At 71.8% G+C, this 16,669-nt stretch carries 15 protein-coding genes and 1 pseudogene; 11 read left to right on the forward strand and 5 right to left on the reverse strand.

All coding sequences use genetic code 11. From position 1 onward, the window contains the following. Window positions 1-28 precede the first annotated feature (28 nt). The 3 genes and pseudogenes from ACQP0N_RS27685 (at window position 29) to ACQP0N_RS27695 (ending at window position 2,555) form a co-directional block, all read left to right on the forward strand. Window positions 29-672 (forward strand): annotated as a pseudogene (locus ACQP0N_RS27685) (hypothetical protein). Between the two features lie 129 nt (window positions 673-801). Further along, entirely contained in the window at window positions 802-1,737 is a 936-nt protein-coding gene (locus tag ACQP0N_RS27690) for an ABC transporter ATP-binding protein (protein WP_357125781.1), read from the forward strand. After that, window positions 1,734-2,555: an ABC transporter permease gene (locus ACQP0N_RS27695; RefSeq protein ID WP_433115232.1), complete on the forward strand. Its 822-nt coding sequence runs from the start codon at window positions 1,734-1,736 to the stop codon at window positions 2,553-2,555. Before ACQP0N_RS27690 ends, ACQP0N_RS27695 begins: the two co-directional genes overlap by 4 nt. Window positions 2,556-2,659: 104 nt before the next feature. Here the strand turns inward: ACQP0N_RS27695 and ACQP0N_RS27700 are convergent, their stop codons facing one another. Continuing rightward, entirely contained in the window at window positions 2,660-3,067 is a 408-nt protein-coding gene (locus ACQP0N_RS27700; protein WP_433115234.1) for a hypothetical protein, read from the reverse strand. Beyond that, a complete protein-coding gene (locus ACQP0N_RS27705; protein ID WP_433115236.1) occupies window positions 3,064-3,360 on the reverse strand; it encodes a hypothetical protein in 297 nt (98 codons plus the stop codon). The genes ACQP0N_RS27700 and ACQP0N_RS27705 overlap by 4 nt, the downstream gene beginning before the upstream one ends. 299 nt (window positions 3,361-3,659) lie before the next feature. On the opposite strand from ACQP0N_RS27705, the gene ACQP0N_RS27710 reads away from it, so the two are divergent. The 4 genes from ACQP0N_RS27710 to ACQP0N_RS27725 all read left to right on the forward strand — a co-directional run bounded on the left by ACQP0N_RS27710 (window position 3,660) and on the right by ACQP0N_RS27725 (window position 11,183). Beyond that, the gene (locus ACQP0N_RS27710) at window positions 3,660-7,397 is read left to right on the forward strand and encodes a multifunctional oxoglutarate decarboxylase/oxoglutarate dehydrogenase thiamine pyrophosphate-binding subunit/dihydrolipoyllysine-residue succinyltransferase subunit (RefSeq protein WP_433115237.1); all 3,738 of its coding nucleotides are present in this window, start codon (window positions 3,660-3,662) and stop codon (window positions 7,395-7,397) included. Window positions 7,398-7,556: 159 nt separating this feature from the next. Beyond that, on the forward strand, window positions 7,557-7,742 hold the full coding sequence (locus ACQP0N_RS27715; RefSeq protein WP_139582193.1) for a DUF6104 family protein: 186 nt from the start codon (window positions 7,557-7,559) through the stop codon (window positions 7,740-7,742). Window positions 7,743-8,001: 259 nt separating this feature from the next. Next, window positions 8,002-10,071, forward strand: a complete 2,070-nt coding sequence (gene pta, locus ACQP0N_RS27720; protein ID WP_433115239.1) for a phosphate acetyltransferase — start codon at window positions 8,002-8,004, stop codon at window positions 10,069-10,071. After that, on the forward strand, window positions 10,068-11,183 hold the full coding sequence (locus ACQP0N_RS27725) for an acetate/propionate family kinase (RefSeq protein WP_433115241.1): 1,116 nt from the start codon (window positions 10,068-10,070) through the stop codon (window positions 11,181-11,183). Before pta ends, ACQP0N_RS27725 begins: the two co-directional genes overlap by 4 nt. Here ACQP0N_RS27725 and ACQP0N_RS27730 read toward each other — a convergent pair. Then, window positions 11,180-11,347: a hypothetical protein gene (locus ACQP0N_RS27730; RefSeq protein WP_355050513.1), complete on the reverse strand. Its 168-nt coding sequence runs from the start codon at window positions 11,345-11,347 to the stop codon at window positions 11,180-11,182. The genes ACQP0N_RS27725 and ACQP0N_RS27730 overlap by 4 nt on opposite strands. Window positions 11,348-11,505: 158 nt before the next feature. Between ACQP0N_RS27730 and ACQP0N_RS27735 the strand changes: the two genes are divergently transcribed. Continuing rightward, window positions 11,506-12,399, forward strand: a complete 894-nt coding sequence (locus tag ACQP0N_RS27735; protein ID WP_433115244.1) for an alpha/beta hydrolase family protein — start codon at window positions 11,506-11,508, stop codon at window positions 12,397-12,399. 29 nt (window positions 12,400-12,428) lie between these two features. Next, window positions 12,429-12,974 (forward strand): nucleotidyltransferase domain-containing protein, encoded by a 546-nt coding sequence (locus ACQP0N_RS27740; protein ID WP_433115246.1) that lies wholly within the window; start codon window positions 12,429-12,431, stop codon window positions 12,972-12,974. Here the strand turns inward: ACQP0N_RS27740 and ACQP0N_RS27745 are convergent. After that, window positions 12,856-13,317: a MerR family transcriptional regulator gene (locus ACQP0N_RS27745; RefSeq protein WP_433115248.1), complete on the reverse strand. Its 462-nt coding sequence runs from the start codon at window positions 13,315-13,317 to the stop codon at window positions 12,856-12,858. The two genes, ACQP0N_RS27740 and ACQP0N_RS27745, sit on opposite strands and share 119 nt — an antisense overlap. Before the next feature lie 89 nt (window positions 13,318-13,406). Between ACQP0N_RS27745 and ACQP0N_RS27750 the strand changes: the two genes are divergently transcribed. Continuing rightward, entirely contained in the window at window positions 13,407-14,456 is a 1,050-nt protein-coding gene (locus ACQP0N_RS27750) for an aldo/keto reductase (protein WP_433115250.1), read from the forward strand. A gap of 66 nt (window positions 14,457-14,522) precedes the next feature. Next, window positions 14,523-15,488 (forward strand): alpha/beta hydrolase family protein, encoded by a 966-nt coding sequence (locus ACQP0N_RS27755; RefSeq protein WP_433115251.1) that lies wholly within the window; start codon window positions 14,523-14,525, stop codon window positions 15,486-15,488. Between the two features lie 131 nt (window positions 15,489-15,619). Here ACQP0N_RS27755 and ACQP0N_RS27760 read toward each other — a convergent pair whose 3' ends face one another. Further along, complete coding sequence (locus tag ACQP0N_RS27760; protein WP_433115253.1) at window positions 15,620-16,582, reverse strand: zinc-binding dehydrogenase; 963 nt, start codon at window positions 16,580-16,582, stop codon at window positions 15,620-15,622. Between the last annotated feature and the right edge of the window lie 87 nt (window positions 16,583-16,669).

Below are 16,669 nucleotides of genomic sequence, written 5' to 3' on the forward strand. Positions count from 1 at the left end.
GCCGGTCCACGCTTCACGGAGGTCACCCATGCGCGTCGAGTCCCGCTACAACGGGCCCACCGGCTCCGGCAACGGCGGGTGGAGCGCCGGGCTCTTCGCCACCGCGGCGGGGCCCGGACCGGTCGAGGTGACGCTGCGTCGACCACCGCCGCTGGAGACGGAGCTGACCCTCGTCGACGGCGAGGTCCGGGACCCGGCCGGCGACCTGGTGGCCGAGGTCCGCCCGGCCGGTGTCGTGGACGCCGTCGTACCACCGGTCGACGCCCGGACGGCGGCGGAGGCGGCGACCCGCTACGCCGGGTTCGTCGCGCACCCGTACCCCGGGTGTTTCGTCTGTGGTCCGGGCCGGACCGACGGCTTGCGGATCTTCCCCGGACGGCTGCCGGACGGCCGGACCGCCGCGCCGTTCCGCGCGCCCGAGCAGGTCGACGACGCCACCGTCTGGGCCGCGCTGGACTGTCCCGGGGCTGGACGGTGCTCGCGTCGGACCGCCCGTACCTGCTGGGTCGGATCGCCGCCGTGGTCGCGGCCCGGCCGGCGCCCGGCGACGAGTGCGTGGTGACCGGCGCGCTGATCGGTGTCGACGGCCGCAAGGCGCTGGTGCACACCAGCCTGTACGGCCCGGACGGCGCGTTGCTCGGCGCGGCCCGGGCCACCTGGATCGCCCGCTGAGGTCCGTCGTCGTGCCGGACGTCGTTCCCAAGGAGGACCACGCCGTAGGTACTCGGGCTGATTGACCTTGTTGCTCGGTACCGTCACGCTGTGCCACGGCGTACCTCGACGCCACACGGGAGGAGAACGATGACTGACGGGCAGCGAAGCCCCACCAGCGACGGTCAGATCGTGGTGTCCGGTCTGACGAAGCAGTACAAGAACGTGCGGGCGGTGAACAACCTGTCCTTCACCGTGGCACCGGGGCGGGTGACCGGCTTCCTCGGCCCGAACGGCGCCGGCAAGACCACCACGCTGCGCATGCTGCTGAACCTGGTCACGCCGACCGGGGGCACGGCCACCATCAGCGGCCACCGCTACGCCGACCTGACCGACCCGCTGCGGCACGTCGGCGCGATCCTGGAGGCGTCCAGCGCGCACAAGGGCCGCACCGGCATCAACCACCTGCGGGTGATCTGCGCGGCGGCCGGTCTGCCCCGCAGCCGGGCCGACGAGGTGCTGGAACTGGTCGGGCTGACCCCGGCCGCGAAGCGCAAGTTCAAGGGCTACTCGCTGGGCATGAAGCAGCGGCTCGGTATCGCCGCCGCGATGCTCGGCAACCCGCGGGTGCTGATCCTCGACGAGCCGGCCAACGGGCTCGACCCGGAGGGCATCCGGTGGATGCGCGGGTTCCTCAAGAACCTCGCCCACGAGGGCCGTACGGTGCTGGTCTCCAGCCACCTGCTGTCCGAGATGCAGCTCCTCGCCGACGACGTGGTGATCATCGCGGCCGGGCAGCTCGTCCGGCAGGGGCCGGTCGAGCAGGTGCTCGGGTCGATGGCGCAGGGCGCCCAGGTCCGGGTCCGCACCCCGCAGGCCGAGGCGCTGACCACCGCGCTGAAGGCGCAGTCGGCCACCGTCACCACGGACGAGCACGGCGTGCTGCTGGTCTCCGGGGTGGACGCCCCGACGATCGGCCGGGCCGCCCTGGCCGCCGGCGTGGAACTGCACGAACTGTCCACCGAACGACCCGACCTGGAACGGGTCTTCCTGGAGCTGACGGCCGGAAAGGCGGGCATCCGATGAACCTGGTCCGATCCGAGCTGCTCAAGATCCGTACCACCAACACCTGGTGGATCTTCGCGCTGATCAGCCTGCCGCTGTGGGCGCTCACGCTGCTCATCAACTGGTTGCAGGCCGACGCCCTCACCAGCACCGACCCCGCCCAGGTGGGCGATCAGGCGGACCAGTTCGCCGCGGCGGCCACTCCGGACGCGCTCTCGTCGAACCTGTTCACCACCGGGCAGTTCTTCGGCCTGCTCATCGTCATGCTGCTCGGCATCATCGTGGTGACCAGCGAATTCTTCCACCAGACGGTCACCACCACGTTCCTCACGAGCCCGCACCGCACCGCGGTGATGCTCGCCAAGTTGGTCGCGGCGGGTGTGCTGGCGCTGCTCTTCTGGCTGGTCACCACCGTGTTCAACCTGATCGCCGGGTCGGCGGTGCTGAGCGCGGTCGGGGTGGACGGGCAACTGGGCAACGACGCGGCCTGGCGGGCGATCGGGTTGAACCTGCTCGCGTACCTGCTGTGGGCCGTGTTCGGCGTCGGCATCGGCGTGCTGATCCGTAGCCAGATCGGCGCGACCGTGACCGGCATCCTGCTCTACCTGGGCGGCTCGATCGGCGCCATCTTCGTCATCGCCATCCTGGCGGATCGTTGGGGCGACTGGATCAACAACCTGCAACTGCTGGTGCCGTCGCTGGCCTCGGCGCTGATGGTCACCGGGGCGGACATCCCCGGCAACCCGCCGCGCTGGGCCGGCGCGGCCGTGCTGATCGGATACGCGGTGGTCACCGGCGTCGCCGGCTCCCTGCTGATCCGCCGGCGCGACATCTCCTGACCGAGAGGTTCCCCCGAAGGAAGGGCCCCTTACTAACGCCTGGTGTCTAGTAAGGGGCCCTTCCTCTCGTAATCGGGGGTGGTGGCGGCACGGCCGCACGGGCGTCAGCCGCCGGGGCAGCCCCGGCCGCCGCTGATGGGTATGCACTGGGTGATCTGCGGTGCCGGCTCCTGGTCGGCGGGGACGTGCCCGATCAGGGCGCTGGTCGCCATGCCGCTCACCAGCGCGACCGCCACGTAGATCAGCGCCACCCCGCCGAATGCCCCGGCGAAGTGGCGACGCCACCGTTCGTCCCCGGCCAGCCCGGCCAGGAGCAGACCGATCACCGGAAGCACCGCGTTGAGCACGAGCCCGGTCGTCAACAGGGCGTCGGTGGTCGCGCCGAAGGCCTTGGCTTCGGCGTACGTCGGCGTGTAGGGCGCGGAGACGCGGCGGATCAGCCCCACCATCAGCAGGAACGGCACCCCGTAGAGCCAGGCGAAGAAGACCCCTCCGAGGCCGAGGCGCTTCATGCCAGCCCCGCGAGGACGGCGCCGCAGAGCGTGAGGCTGACCACCGCGGACAGGGTCCCGGCGATCACGGCCGACGGGACGAGCCGGGCGGCCAGCGCGGCCACCAGCGCCGTCACGAACATCACCCCGACGAATATCGGTGCTCCCCACACCAGCGCGACGAACGCCAGCGACTCCCCCGGCGACAGGCAACTGAACCAGGCCGCGCAGTCGTCGCCCACCGGTGTGCTCGGCACGCTCGTGGTGCCCACCGCCACGGCCGCGATGGCGGTGACGTACCAACCGGCCGCCACCCCCATGCTCCTGCCGTAGCGCCCCCCTGCCCCGTGTCCATCCATGCGCCCGATCCTGGTGGAGGAGGGCCGGCCGAGACATCCGTCGGGATACTCAATCCCGCCGTACCAGCCGGCGACGATTGCCGCAGGGGTTGCCGAACTTCTGGCATCTTCTGTGAATCGGGCCACCCGACCGAGGCGGAAATGCCGGGGCGATCCGTACGGCGTAGCCTGGGACTCGTCTGTCCGTTCTCCTTGATCGGCGTGACGGACACCGCGTGACACACAAACCCGCGTGAAAGAGGCGATTACCGGCCGTGTCGACCCAGCAGACTTCGCAGGAGAACCCACTGGCGGGTTTCGGCCCGAACGAGTGGATCGTCGAGGAGATGTACCAGCGGTACCTCGCCGACCCCACGAGCGTCGATTCAGCCTGGCACGACTTCTTCGCCGACTATCGACCAGCGCCCGGCGCCGCCACACCGCGCCCGGAGAGCGCCGGCAAGCCGGCCGCCGCCCCCGAGCCGGACGGCCAGCCGGAGGCCGCGGCCAAGGTGACCCAGCCCTCCGCCACGAAGCCGGCCACTGCCGCGCCGGCCAAGCCGGCTGCCGCCGCGCCCGCCCCGGCCAAGAGCGCCCCGGCGCCGGCCATCCAGGCCCCGGCCAAGCCGGCCGCGAAGGCGCCCGCGCCGACCGCCGACGGCCCGCAGACCACGCCGCTACGGGGTGTCGCCGCGAAGATCGTCCAGAACATGGACGCCTCGCTGAGCGTGCCGACCGCGACCAGCGTGCGCGCGGTCCCGGCGAAGCTGCTGGTCGACAACCGCATCGTGATCAACAACCACCTCGCCCGCGGTCGGGGCGGCAAGGTCAGCTTCACCCACCTCGTCGGCTACGCGATGGTCCGCGCGCTGGTCGAGCACCCCGAGATGAACAACTCGTTCGCCGAGGCCAACGGCAAGCCGGCCGTGGTCCGCCCGGCGCACGTCAACCTCGGCATCGCCATCGACCTGGCCAAGCCGGACGGCACCCGCAACCTGGTGGTCCCCTCCATCAAGGGTTGCGAGCAGATGGACTTCCGGCAGTTCTGGCAGGCGTACGAGGACGTCGTCCGACGTGCGCGGCGCAACGAGCTGACCATGGAGGACTACGCCGGCACCACGATCTCGCTGACCAACCCGGGCGGCATCGGCACCGTGCACTCGATGCCGCGGCTCATGCAGGGGCAGAGCGCGATCATCGGCGTCGGCGCGATGGAGTACCCGGCCCCCTACCAGGGCATGTCCGAGGCCACCCTCGCCGAGCTGGCGGTCAGCAAGGTCATCACGCTGACCAGCACGTACGACCACCGGATCATCCAGGGCGCGCAGTCCGGCGAGTTCCTCAAGGTGATGCACGAGCTGATCCTCGGCGAGCGCGGCTTCTACGACCAGATCTTCACCTCGCTGCGCATCCCGTACGAGCCGGTGCGCTGGATGCGGGACGTCGCCGTCAACTCCGAGGGTCAGATCAACAAGACCGCCCGGGTGCACGAGCTGATCCACGCGTACCGCGTGCGCGGTCACCTGATGGCCGACACCGACCCGCTCGAGTTCAAGATCCGCAAGCACCCCGACCTGGACGTCCTCCAGCACGGGCTGACCCTGTGGGACCTGGACCGCGAGTTCCCGGTCAACGGCTTCGCCGGCCGGCAGCGGATGAAGCTGCGCGAGATCCTCGGCGTGCTGCGCGACTCGTACTGCCGCCGGGTGGGCATCGAGTACATGCACATCCAGGACCCGGAGGAGCGGCGCTGGATCCAGGAGCGGATCGAGCGCAAGTACGAGAAGCCGTCCGCCGACGAGCAGAAGCACGTGCTCAACCGGCTCAACGCGGCCGAGGCGTTCGAGACCTTCCTACAGACCAAGTACGTGGGCCAGAAGCGCTTCTCGCTGGAGGGCGGCGAGTCGTTGATCCCGCTGCTCGGCGAGGTGCTGGAGTCCTCCGCCGAGAACGGCCTGGACGAGGTCGTCATCGGCATGGCCCACCGGGGTCGCCTCAACGTGCTGGCCAACATCGTCGGCAAGCCGTACGAGAAGATCTTCTCGGAGTTCGAGGGCCACCTGGACCCGCGCTCCACGCAGGGCTCGGGCGACGTGAAGTACCACCTGGGCCAGAACGGCAAGTTCACCACCCCGGACGGCGAGCACGCGGTCAAGGTGTCGGTGGTGGCGAACCCGTCGCACCTGGAGGCCGTCGACCCGGTGCTGGAGGGCATCGTCCGGGCCAAGCAGGACCGGATCGACCTCAAGCTGGAGGGCTACACCGTGCTGCCGCTGGCGGTGCACGGTGACGCCGCGTTCGCCGGGCAGGGCGTGGTCGCCGAGACGCTCAACCTGTCGCAGCTGCGCGGCTACCGCACCGGCGGCACCGTGCACGTGGTGGTCAACAACCAGGTCGGCTTCACCACCGCCCCGGAGTACAGCCGGTCCAGCCTCTACAGCACCGATGTGGCCCGGATGATCCAGGCGCCGATCTTCCACGTCAACGGTGACGACCCGGAGGCCGTGGTCCGGGTGGCCCGGCTGGCCTTCGAGTACCGGCAGACGTTCAACAAGGACGTCGTGATCGACATGGTCTGCTACCGCCGGCGCGGCCACAACGAGGGCGACGACCCGTCGATGTCCAACCCTCAGATGTACAAGATCATCGACTCGAAGCGCTCGGTGCGCAAGCTCTACACCGAGGAGCTGATCGGTCGCGGCGACATCACCGTGGAGGACGCGGAGGAGTTGCTGCGCGACTACCAGGCGCAACTGGAGAAGGTCTTCAAGGCCACCCGGGACGCCGCCGCCGCGCCGCGCCAGCTCAACCGGCCGCGCCGCGAGGAGGAGCCGGAGCCGGCCGTCGACACCGCCACCGACGCCGCCGTCGTCAAGGCGATCGGCGAGGCGCACGTCAACCTGCCGGAGGGCTTCACCCCGCACAAGCGCATCCAGCAGCTGCTCGACCGGCGGGCCAAGATGTCCGTCGAGGGCAACATCGACTGGGGGTACGGCGAGATCATCGCGTTCGGGGCGCTGCTGCACGACGGGGTGACCGTCCGCCTCGCCGGTCAGGACTCGCGTCGCGGCACCTTCGTCCAGCGGCACGCGTCGGTCGTCGACTCCCGCACCGGGGACGACTATCTGCCGCTCAAGTCACTCACCGGCGACGGCGAGCGCTCCCGGTTCTTCGTGCACGACTCGCTGCTCAGCGAGTACGCGGCGATGGGCTTCGAGTACGGCTACTCGGTGGAGAACATCAACGCGCTGGTCGCCTGGGAGGCCCAGTTCGGTGACTTCGTCAACGGCGCCCAGTCGGTGATCGACGAGTTCATCTCGTCCGGCGAGGTGAAGTGGGGTCAGCGCTCCGCGGTGACCCTGCTGCTGCCGCACGGCCACGAGGGCCAGGGCCCGGACCACACCTCCGGTCGCCCGGAGCGGTTCCTGCAGATGTGCGCCGAGGACAACATGCGGGTCGCCATCCCGACGACCCCGGCGAACTACTTCCACCTGCTGCGCCGCCAGGCCCTGTCGCCCAAGCGCAAGCCGCTGGTGGTGTTCACGCCCAAGTCGCTGCTGCGGCACAAGCTCTGCGTCTCCTCCGTGGAGGACTTCACCACCGGCACCTTCCAGCCGGTGCTGCGCGACACGGCGGCGCCGGCGCCGGAGGCGGTGAAGCGGGTGCTGCTCTGCTCCGGCAAGGTCTACTACGACCTGTTCCAGGCCCGGCAGGAGCGCGGCGTCACCGACACCGCGATCCTCCGGATCGAGCAGCTCTACCCGCTGCCGGTCGAGGAGATCCGCGCCGCCTTGGCGCAGTACCCGAACGCGGAGGACTTCGCCTGGGTGCAGGAGGAGCCGGCCAACCAGGGCGCCTGGTCGTTCGTGGCGCTCAACCTGCTGGAGCACCTCACCGACGTCCGGCTGCGGCGGATCTCCCGCCCGGCCGCGGCGGCCCCGGCGGTCGGCTCGGCCAAGACCCACGAGGTCGAGCAGACCGCGCTCATCGAGGCGGCACTCCCCCGCCCGTGATCTGACCGTATCCGCGAGCCGGGGCAGGGCCGTTTCCCGACGGTCCCTGCCCCGGCTCGTGTCGGCCCACCGCCCGGCCCGCGCCGGGTCGAGCGGCCGGAACAACCCGATCCAGCCGCCCGGCCCGCGCCGGGCTGGGCCGAGCAGAGGACGTACGCCGTGTACTTCACCGACCGTGGCATCGAGGAACTGGTCGAACGCCGGGGCGACGAGCAGGTGACCCTGGAGTGGCTGGGCGAGCGCCTGCGCGACTTCGTCGACCTCAACCCGGAGTTCGAAACCCCCATTGAGCGCCTGGCAACCTACCTGGCCCGCCTGGACGACCCCGACGACGAAGACGCCTGACAGTACGAAGACCCCGCGGCCGTCGGCGGGGACGGGCTCGACGCCGCCGGCGGGGGGCACCTGCGACTTTCCTCCTTTGCTCTGCTTCAGCGGAGGAAACAGCGAGCGTCCGATATCCGGACACCGGGTGTTGCGCGGGTTGAAGCAGAGCAAAGGGCGACCTCAACACCCTCACCGCCCGGCCGACCAAACGCGCGATCCCGGGTTCCCTTCTCGGCCCACGAGGCTCGATCCACTCGCGATCTTCTAGGGTGGGGCTGTGGCTCGCAGCGTGTACCTGACCAGCGTGGGTTCGGGCGGGGGTAAGTCGACCATCGCTCTCGGGCTGGCCGAACTGCTGTCGCGGCAGGTGGGGCGGATCGGCGTGTTCCGGCCGCTGGTCGCCGACACCGGCCCCGATTCGATCCTCGCCCTGCTCAGCGAGCGGTACCGGGTCGAGGTGCCGGTCGCCGAGCTGGCCGGGGCAACCTACGCCGAGGCGGCCGCGCTGGTGGCCGACGGCCGGCGTGAAGACCTGATCTCCGCGATCGTGGAGCGCTACCGGGCGGTCGAGCGGCAGTGCCCGGCGGTGGTCGTGGTGGGCAGTGACTTCGACGAGCCGGGTGACCCGGCGCACCCCCGCGAGCTGGCCTTCAATGCCCGGCTGGCCACCGAGTTCGGCAGCGTGGTGGTCCCGGTGGTGGACGGCTACGAGCAGGAGCCGGCGGCCGTCGCGGCGGCCATGCGCGGGGCGTACCACGACCTGGCCGACCTCGGTGCGACAGTGCTCGCGGTGATCGCCAACCGGGTGCCCGGGCCGATGACGCTGCCCGAACTGCCGGTGCCCGCGTACGCCATCCCGGAGGTGCCGAGCGTGTCGGCGCCGACGGTGGCCGAGGTGGCGGCGGCGCTCGGCGCCACCCTGCTGGCCGGAGACGACGCCGCGCTCGGGCGGGACGTGCTGGACTTCGTGGTCGGCGCGGCGCACGTGCCGACCCTGTTGGGCCACCTCACCGAGGGGGCGCTGGTGATCACCCCCGGCGACCGGGCCGATCTGCTCGTCGCCGCCAGCGCGGCCCACGTGGCCGGACAGGTGTCGGTGGCCGGGTTGGTGCTCACCCTGGGCGAGCAGCCCGATCCCCGGGTCATGCGGCTGGTGGAGGGGTTGAACACCGGCCTGGCGGTGCTGTCCGTGAGCAGCGACAGCTACGACACCGTCGAGGCGTCCAGCCGGATCGAGGGGCGGCCCAGCGTGGCCAACCCGCGCAAGGTGGAGGCCGCGCTGGGCGCGTTCGAGCGCTGCGTGGACACCGACGACCTGGCCCGCCGGCTCCGGGTGAGCCGCTCGACGCGGGTCACCCCGCTGATGTTCGAGAACGAACTGATCGACCGGGCCCGCTCGCAGCGCCGCCACCTGGTGCTTCCCGAGGGCACCGACGACCGGATCCTGCGGGCGGCGGAGATCCTGCTGCGCCGGGGCGTGGCCGACCTGACGCTGCTCGGCCGTCCCGACGACATCGCCCGGCGCACCCGCGAGCTGGGCATCGACCTCGGCGACGCGCGGCTCGTCGACCCGACGAGCAGTGGGTGGCACGACGAGTTCGCCGCCGAGTACGCGCGCCTGCGCGCCCACCGGGGCGTCACCGCCGAGCTGGCGTACGACATCGTGGCCCAGCCCAACTACTTCGGCACGCTCATGGTGGCCACCGGGCACGCCGACGGCATGGTCTCCGGCGCCACGCACACGACCGCCGCCACCATCCGACCCGCCTTCGAGATCATCCGTACCGTCCCGGACGTCTCGGTGGCCTCCAGCGTCTTCTTCATGCTGCTGCGGGACCGGGTGCTGGTCTACGGCGACTGCGCGGTGAACCGCGACCCGGACGCCGCCCAACTCGCCGACATCGCGATCTCGTCGGCCGACACCGCCGCCCGGTTCGGCATCGAGCCCCGGGTGGCCATGCTGTCGTACTCCACCGGCAGCTCCGGCGCGGGCGCCGACGTGGAGAAGGTCGCCGCGGCCACCGCGCTCGTCCGGGAACGCCGGCCCGACCTGCTGGTCGAGGGGCCGATCCAGTACGACGCGGCGATCGACCCGGCGGTGGCGGCGACCAAACTGCCGGAGAGCAAGGTCGCGGGGCACGCCACGGTCTTCATCTTCCCGGACCTCAACACGGGCAACAACACGTACAAGGCGGTGCAGCGCTCGGCCGGGGCGGTCGCCGTCGGGCCGGTGATGCAGGGCCTGCGCCGGCCGGTGAACGACCTGTCCCGGGGCGCGCTGGTACCGGACATCGTGAACACGGTGGCGATCACCGCCATCCAGGCGGCCGCCGGGGAGGCGTCATGAGTCGGGTTCTGGTGCTCAACTGCGGGTCGTCGTCGGTGAAGTGGCGGCTCTACGACGGGGACCGCACGCTCGGGCAGGGCACCGTCGAGCGGGTCGGCGAGGCCGGCGGCGGCCCGGCGGACCACGCCAGCGCGGTCCGGCAGATCCTGGACGGGCTGGACCTGAACGGGCTGACGGCCGTCGGGCACCGCGTGGTGCACGGCGGCCGGACGTTCAGCGCCCCGACGCTCGTCGACGACGCGGTGCTGGCCGCGATCCGCGACCTGGTCCCGCTCGCCCCGCTGCACAATCCGGCCAACCTGGCCGGCATCGAGATGGCCCGGACGGCCCTGCCGGACGTGCCGCAGGTCGCCGTCTTCGACACGGCGTTCCACCACACCCTGCCCGAGGCCGCCGCGACCTACGCGATCGACCGGGACACCGCCGAGCGGTACGACATCCGCCGGTACGGCTTCCACGGCACCTCACACGCGTACGTCTCCCGGCGTACCGCCGAGCTGCTGGACCGCCCGTACGAGCAGCTCAACACGATCACCCTGCACCTGGGCAACGGGGCCAGCGCCTGCGCGGTGGCCGGCGGCCGCAGCGTTGCCACCTCGATGGGGATGTCGCCCCTTCAGGGGCTCGTGATGGGCACCCGCAGCGGCGACCTCGACCCGACGGTGATCTTCCACCTGCGGCGCGAGGGCGGACTATCGGTCGACGAGATCGACGACCTGCTCAACCACCGCAGCGGCCTGCTCGGCCTGACCGGCGCGAACGACATGCGCGAGGTGCTGCACCGCCGGGCCGACGGCGACCCGGCCGCCGCCCTGGCGTTCGACGTCTACTGCCGGCGGATCACCGGGTACGTCGGGGCGTACTACGCGCTGCTCGGCCGCGTCGACGCGATCGCGTTCACGGCAGGGGTGGGCGAGCACGCCGCCGACGTGCGGGCTGCCGCGCTGGCCGGCCTGGACCGGCTCGGCATCAGCGTGGACGACACCCGCAACGACGGCCAGGGTGACCGGGTGATCTCACCCGACGGCGCCGAGGTGAGCGTCTGCGTCATCCGCACCGACGAGGAACGGGAGATCGCCCGGCAGACCCGGGACGTGGTGGGGAAGGCCTAGGCGAGCCAGACGACCAGGGCCACCAGCAGCACCACGACCACCGCCGCGCCGACGATGAGGGGCAGCCGGGACGGCGCGTCGGCCGGGCCGGTGGCCTCCGGCGTCTGGGTGAAGGCACGGAACGCCTCGGTGTTGCCGCTGGGGTCGGTGTAGTTCTCAGCCATGCCGGTGACCCTAGCGAAGCGCCGGCCGACGCACCGCCCCCACCTCCCGCAGTCGCGTCGGGTCGGGCCGGGCGGCGGAGGCGACCCGACCGGGTGGCGGGCAGAGGCAGGCCGGACGGCGGGGTCGTCGCGCAGGTCCCGACGCCTACGGTGAGACAGTGGGGGCGGGACGGCTGGTCGCCGTACTGGTGACAGCGCTGCTGGCGGGGTGCGCGCCGGCCTCCGCCGTGGCTGGCGGGTCCACCGGGCCACCGGCCGCGCGCCGAGCGCCCGAGGGGTCGTACACCGTCGGCGTGCGTACGCTCACCCTCGATCCGCGCTCGGCGCGCCCCCTGCCGGTGACCGTCTGGTATCCGGCGGGCACCGACGGTGTGGCCGCCGGGCGATTCCCGGTTGTCATCTACAGCCATGGGCTGCACAGCCGGCCCGAACTGCACGCCGGGTTGACCACCCGCTGGGCGGCGGCCGGGTTCGTGGTGGCCGCGCCGGCGTACCCGCACACCCGTTCGGACGCCGCGCGCTTCACCCGGGCGGACGTCCGCAACCAGCCCGCCGACGGTTGGCGGCTGATCCGGCACCTGGGACGCCTCGACCGCGACCCGGGTGATCCGCTCGCCGGCCACCTGGATCTCGCGTCGGTCGCCGCCGCCGGTCACTCGGCGGGAGGCTTCACCACCTCCGGCATGTTCACCGAGGGCCACCCGACCCGGCTGCGCGCGGGCATCGTGATCGCCGGCGGCGGACTGCCCGGTAGTTTCGCCGGACCGACCGCCCCGGTGCTGTTCGTGCACGGCACGGCCGACCCGGTGGTGCCGGTGACGGTCGGGCGGGCGGCGTACGCGCGCACCCGGGGTCCGGCTGCCTTCCTCAGCGTCGTCGGGCAGGGGCACGGCGAGTACCTCACGCCGGACCGTCCCGGGTTCGCACCGGTGCTGACCACGACGACCGACTTCCTGCGCTGGACCCTCTACGGCGACAGCGCGGCCGGCGCACGCCTCCCCCTCGACGCCCGCACGGCGCTGACCCGCTACGAGTCACGCCCGGCCCGCTGAGGGACACGAACGGGACGTACCGTGGCCCGATGGACGACCTCGCGCGGCGTCAGTTGGCGAGCATCGCCGAGCTGGTCGAGGTGAGCACGTCGGCTGGTGTCGCGGTGTGGCTGCGCGGCGGCTGGGCGATGGACTTCCACCTCGGCGCGGTGACCCGCCCGCACGTCGACGTCGACTGGTACTGCTGGCGCGAGGACGCGCCGCGACTCGCCGCACTGCTGCTGGCCCGGGGCTGGCGTCCCGACCCGAGGATGCCGGCGGAGCTACAGCTCGAACTGTTCACCCGTGACGTGGAGGTCAGCGTCGCGTACCTGGGCCGGGACGACGGCGGTCGGCCGACCGTGGGCGCCGGCCCCTGGGCGGGCACCCTCCTGCCGGCCGGGATGCTGGACGCGCCGCCCGGCCGGATCGGCGCGTTGGTCGTACCGGCGATCTCGGTGGCGGCCCAGATCGAGTTCAAGCAGATGTACCCGGTGTGGATGCCGGAGCGTCCCCGCCGTCCGAAGGACGCGGCCGACCTGGCTCGACTGCGCGCTGGGCCTCGTCGAGCAGATCCTCGTACAACCCGACCTTGAAGCCGATCAGGTCCAGGCACTGCGTGAGCCTGCCGATCTGGCTGGTGACGTGCTCGCGGTGCTCGCGCAGAAGCGCGAGCCGTTCCTCCTCGTTGCCGACGCCCGCCCGGACGAGGTCGGCGTACCGCCGGAGCGCGGGCAACGGCATGCCCGAGGCACGGAGAATGATGCAGACGGTCAGCCAGTCGACGTCGTTCTGGCTGCACACGCGACGCCCACCGGGCCCTCGGCGTACCGGATCGACGAAGACGCCCTCCTGCTCGTAGAAGCGGAGGGCGTGCACGCTCAGGCCGGTGCGTTCGGCGACCTGCCCGATGCTCAGACTCGCGATGTCCTCGGCCATGTCGAGCAGGGTAGCGAGGCTTGACCTAGAGCCGACTCGAGCTCCTAGGGTCCCCCTGATCGTTACGACACCGCCAGGGGAGCATCGGCATGCGCTACCGCACGCTCGGCGGCACCGGCATCGAGGTGAGCACCCACTGCCTCGGAACCATGATGTTCGGTGCCGTCGGAAACCCGGACCACGACGAGTGCGTCCGCATCATCCACACCGCGATCGACAGCGGCATCAACGCCGTCGACACCGCCGACATGTACGGCCGGGGTGAGTCCGAGCAGATCGTGGGGAAGGCACTGCGGGGGCGTCGCGACGACGTCGTCCTCGCCACCAAGGTCCACTTTCCGATGGGCGAGGGGCCAAACCAGGGCGGCAACTCGCGGCGGTGGATCCTCAAGGCGGTCGAGGGGAGCCTCCGGCGTCTGGGTACCGACTGGATCGATCTCTACCAGGTCCACCGCCCCGACCCCTCGACGGACATCGAGGAGACACTTTCGGTGCTCACCGACCTGGTGAGCCAGGGAAAGATCCGCGCCTTCGGATGTTCGACGTTTCCCGCCGAGGAGATCGTCGAGGCACACCAGGTGTCCGAGCGTCGCGGCCTCGGCCGGCTGCGCACCGAGCAGCCGCCGTACTCGATCCTCGCCCGTGGGGTGGAGACTTCGGTTCTTCCGGTCTGCCAGCGCTACGGCATGGGGGTGCTGGTCTGGAGTCCGCTCGCCTTCGGTTTCCTCAGCGGCAGGTACCGCAAGGGCCGGGACGTCGACCTGTCGACCGGGCGGGCGGTTCTCCGGCCGGCGCAGTTCGATCCCACGATCGCGGAGAACGCGGCCAAGCTCGACATCGTCGAGCAACTCGTCGACCTCGCGGCGGACATCGGGTGCACGCTGCCACAACTCGCCATCGCCTTCACCGTGGCCCATCCGGCGGTCACCTCGGCGATCATCGGACCACGGACCATGCAGCACCTGGACGACCTGCTCAAGGGCGCGAGCCTCGCCCTGGACGACGCGACCCTCGACCGGATCGACGAGATCGTGCCGCCCGGGACCAACCGGTACGAGCCCAACGCCGCCTTCCGCCCGCGCTCCCTGACCGACCCGGCGCGACGGCGGCGTCCGCTCTCCGAACGCGCGGCGGCCTGAGACGACCGGTGACAGCGTGGGCCGGACCGCCCCGAGCCACCGGCGCGGCACGGCACAATTGAGGCCATGTCGCGTCGTGTCACCCCCACGCTGCTGGCCAGCGCCCTGCTCCTGGCCGGTCTGGTCGGCTGCTCCACGGACGCCCCGAAGAAGGAGACCGCGCCGGTCGCCGTCGAACCGCCGCCGGCCGCCACGCCGACACCGCGGGTACCCGCCGGGTCCGCGCCCGAGAAGGCCTTCGGTGTCGGCGTACGGCAGCTCAAGCTGAACCGGGACGGCCGCGCGCTGCCGGTGACCCTCTGGTATCCGGCGGCCGGGAAGGCCGGCGGCGCGGCCCGGCGGTCCGTGGCGGCGGCGGACGGCCGGTTTCCGGTGGTGATGTTCAGCCACGGCCTCGGCGGGCGGCCGGAGGACTACGCCGCGCTGCTGACCCGGTGGGCGGCGGCGGGCTTCGTGGTGGCCGCGCCGGCCTTCCCGCACACCTCCAAGGGCGGCGACGGCAACGTCCTCGACGTGCTCAACCAACCGGCCGACGTGTCGTACGCGCTGACCCAGGTGCTGGCGCTCGATGGCAAGGCCGGCGACGGGCTGCGCGGCCGATTGGCGACCGACCGGGTGGCTGCGGCGGGGCACTCGGCCGGCGGGGTGACCACCATCGGCCTGTTCACCGCGAGCCGGGACGAACGGCTGGACGCCGGCGTGGTGTTCGCCGGTACCGCCGTCGGCGTGGGTACGGCGTTCGCGGGCGCGACCGCGCCGCAGTTGTTCGTGCACGGCGAGTTGGACGAGGTGGTCGACTACGCGGCGGGCAAGGCGGCGTACGACAAGGTGCCGTGGCCGAAGGCGCTGCTGAGCCTGCCCAAGGGCGACCACGGCCGGGCGCTGCTCGGCGACGCCGCGTCACTGCGGGTCGTCTCGGACACGTCCGTCGAGTTCCTGCGCTGGTCGCTGTACGGCGACCCGAAGGCCAAGAAGCGCATCGCCACGGACGCGACCCGCGACGACATCGCCACCTTCGACGATCACCTCTGAGCGTCGCCCCCTCCCCTGCGCGATCTTGCACTTACTGTCGCGGCATAGCGGGACATTTTTCGCGAGACGACAACAGAAAGTGCAAGATCGCGGGGCGGGCGCGGGGCGCGGGGGCGGGCGCGGGGGCGGGGTCAGGCCGTGTGGTCGATGACGACCTTGCCGAAGGCCTCGCCGGAGTGGAGGCGGGTGAAGGCTTCCTCGACGCGGCTGAACGGGACCACGCTGTCCACCACCGGGCGGACCTCGTTCTCGGCGCAGAACGCCAGCAGCTCGTACAGCTCCCCGGGGGTGCCCATCGACGTGCCGAGGATCTCCAACTGCATGGCGAAGACCCGGCGGAGGTTGACCGTCGGCTGGTGGCCGGCGGTGGCGCCGGAGACCACGATCCGGGCCATCGGGGCGGCCGACTTCATCGAGTGCTCGAAGGTCGCCGCGCCGACCGTCTCGATCACCACGTCGACCCGCTCCGGCAGCCGGGCGCCGGGCTCCACGGCGGTGGCCCCGAGAGCCGCTATCCGCTCGCGCTTGGCGGCGTCGCGGCTGGTCGCGTACACCCGCTTGCCCATCGCGACGGCGAGCGCGACGGCCGCCGTCGCGACGCCGCCGCCCGCGCCCTGCACCAGCACGCTGTCGGCGTCCGCGACGCGGCCCTTGGTGGTCAGCATCCGCCACGCGGTCAGCCAGGCCGTGGGCAGGCACGCGGCGTCGGTCGCCGCCATGCCGTCGGGCAGCGGGACCAGGTTCGACCGGGGTACGGCGACCCGCTCGGCGAGGGTTCCGGCGAAGTGTTCGGAGAGGATGGAGACACCGCGCGGGTCACCGGGAGTGACGACGACCGGGTAGACGACCACGTCGTTGCCCTCGGGGTCCACGCCCACCGCATCGCAGCCGAGGATCATCGGCAGCTGCGCCTCGGTGAGCCCCACCCCGCGCAGCGACCACAGGTCGTGGTGGTTGAGCGAGGTGGCGCGCACCCGCACGGTCACCCAGTCGTCCTCCGGGTGGGTCGGCTCGGGTCGCTCACCGACGGTGAGGGCGGTGAGCGGATCGGCGTCGTCGAAGCGGGAGACGAAGGCAGCACGCATGATCGGCACCGTAACAAGCTGAGCGCTCGTTAAGAAGGGCCGGCCGCCGGGCCACGCCGGTCACGCCGTCGCGGTCACCACGCCGGGCGCGGCGTC

This window comes from Micromonospora sp. CA-246542, from assembly GCF_050942905.1.
In the GTDB taxonomy this organism is placed as follows: Bacteria; Actinomycetota; Actinomycetes; order Mycobacteriales; family Micromonosporaceae; genus Micromonospora.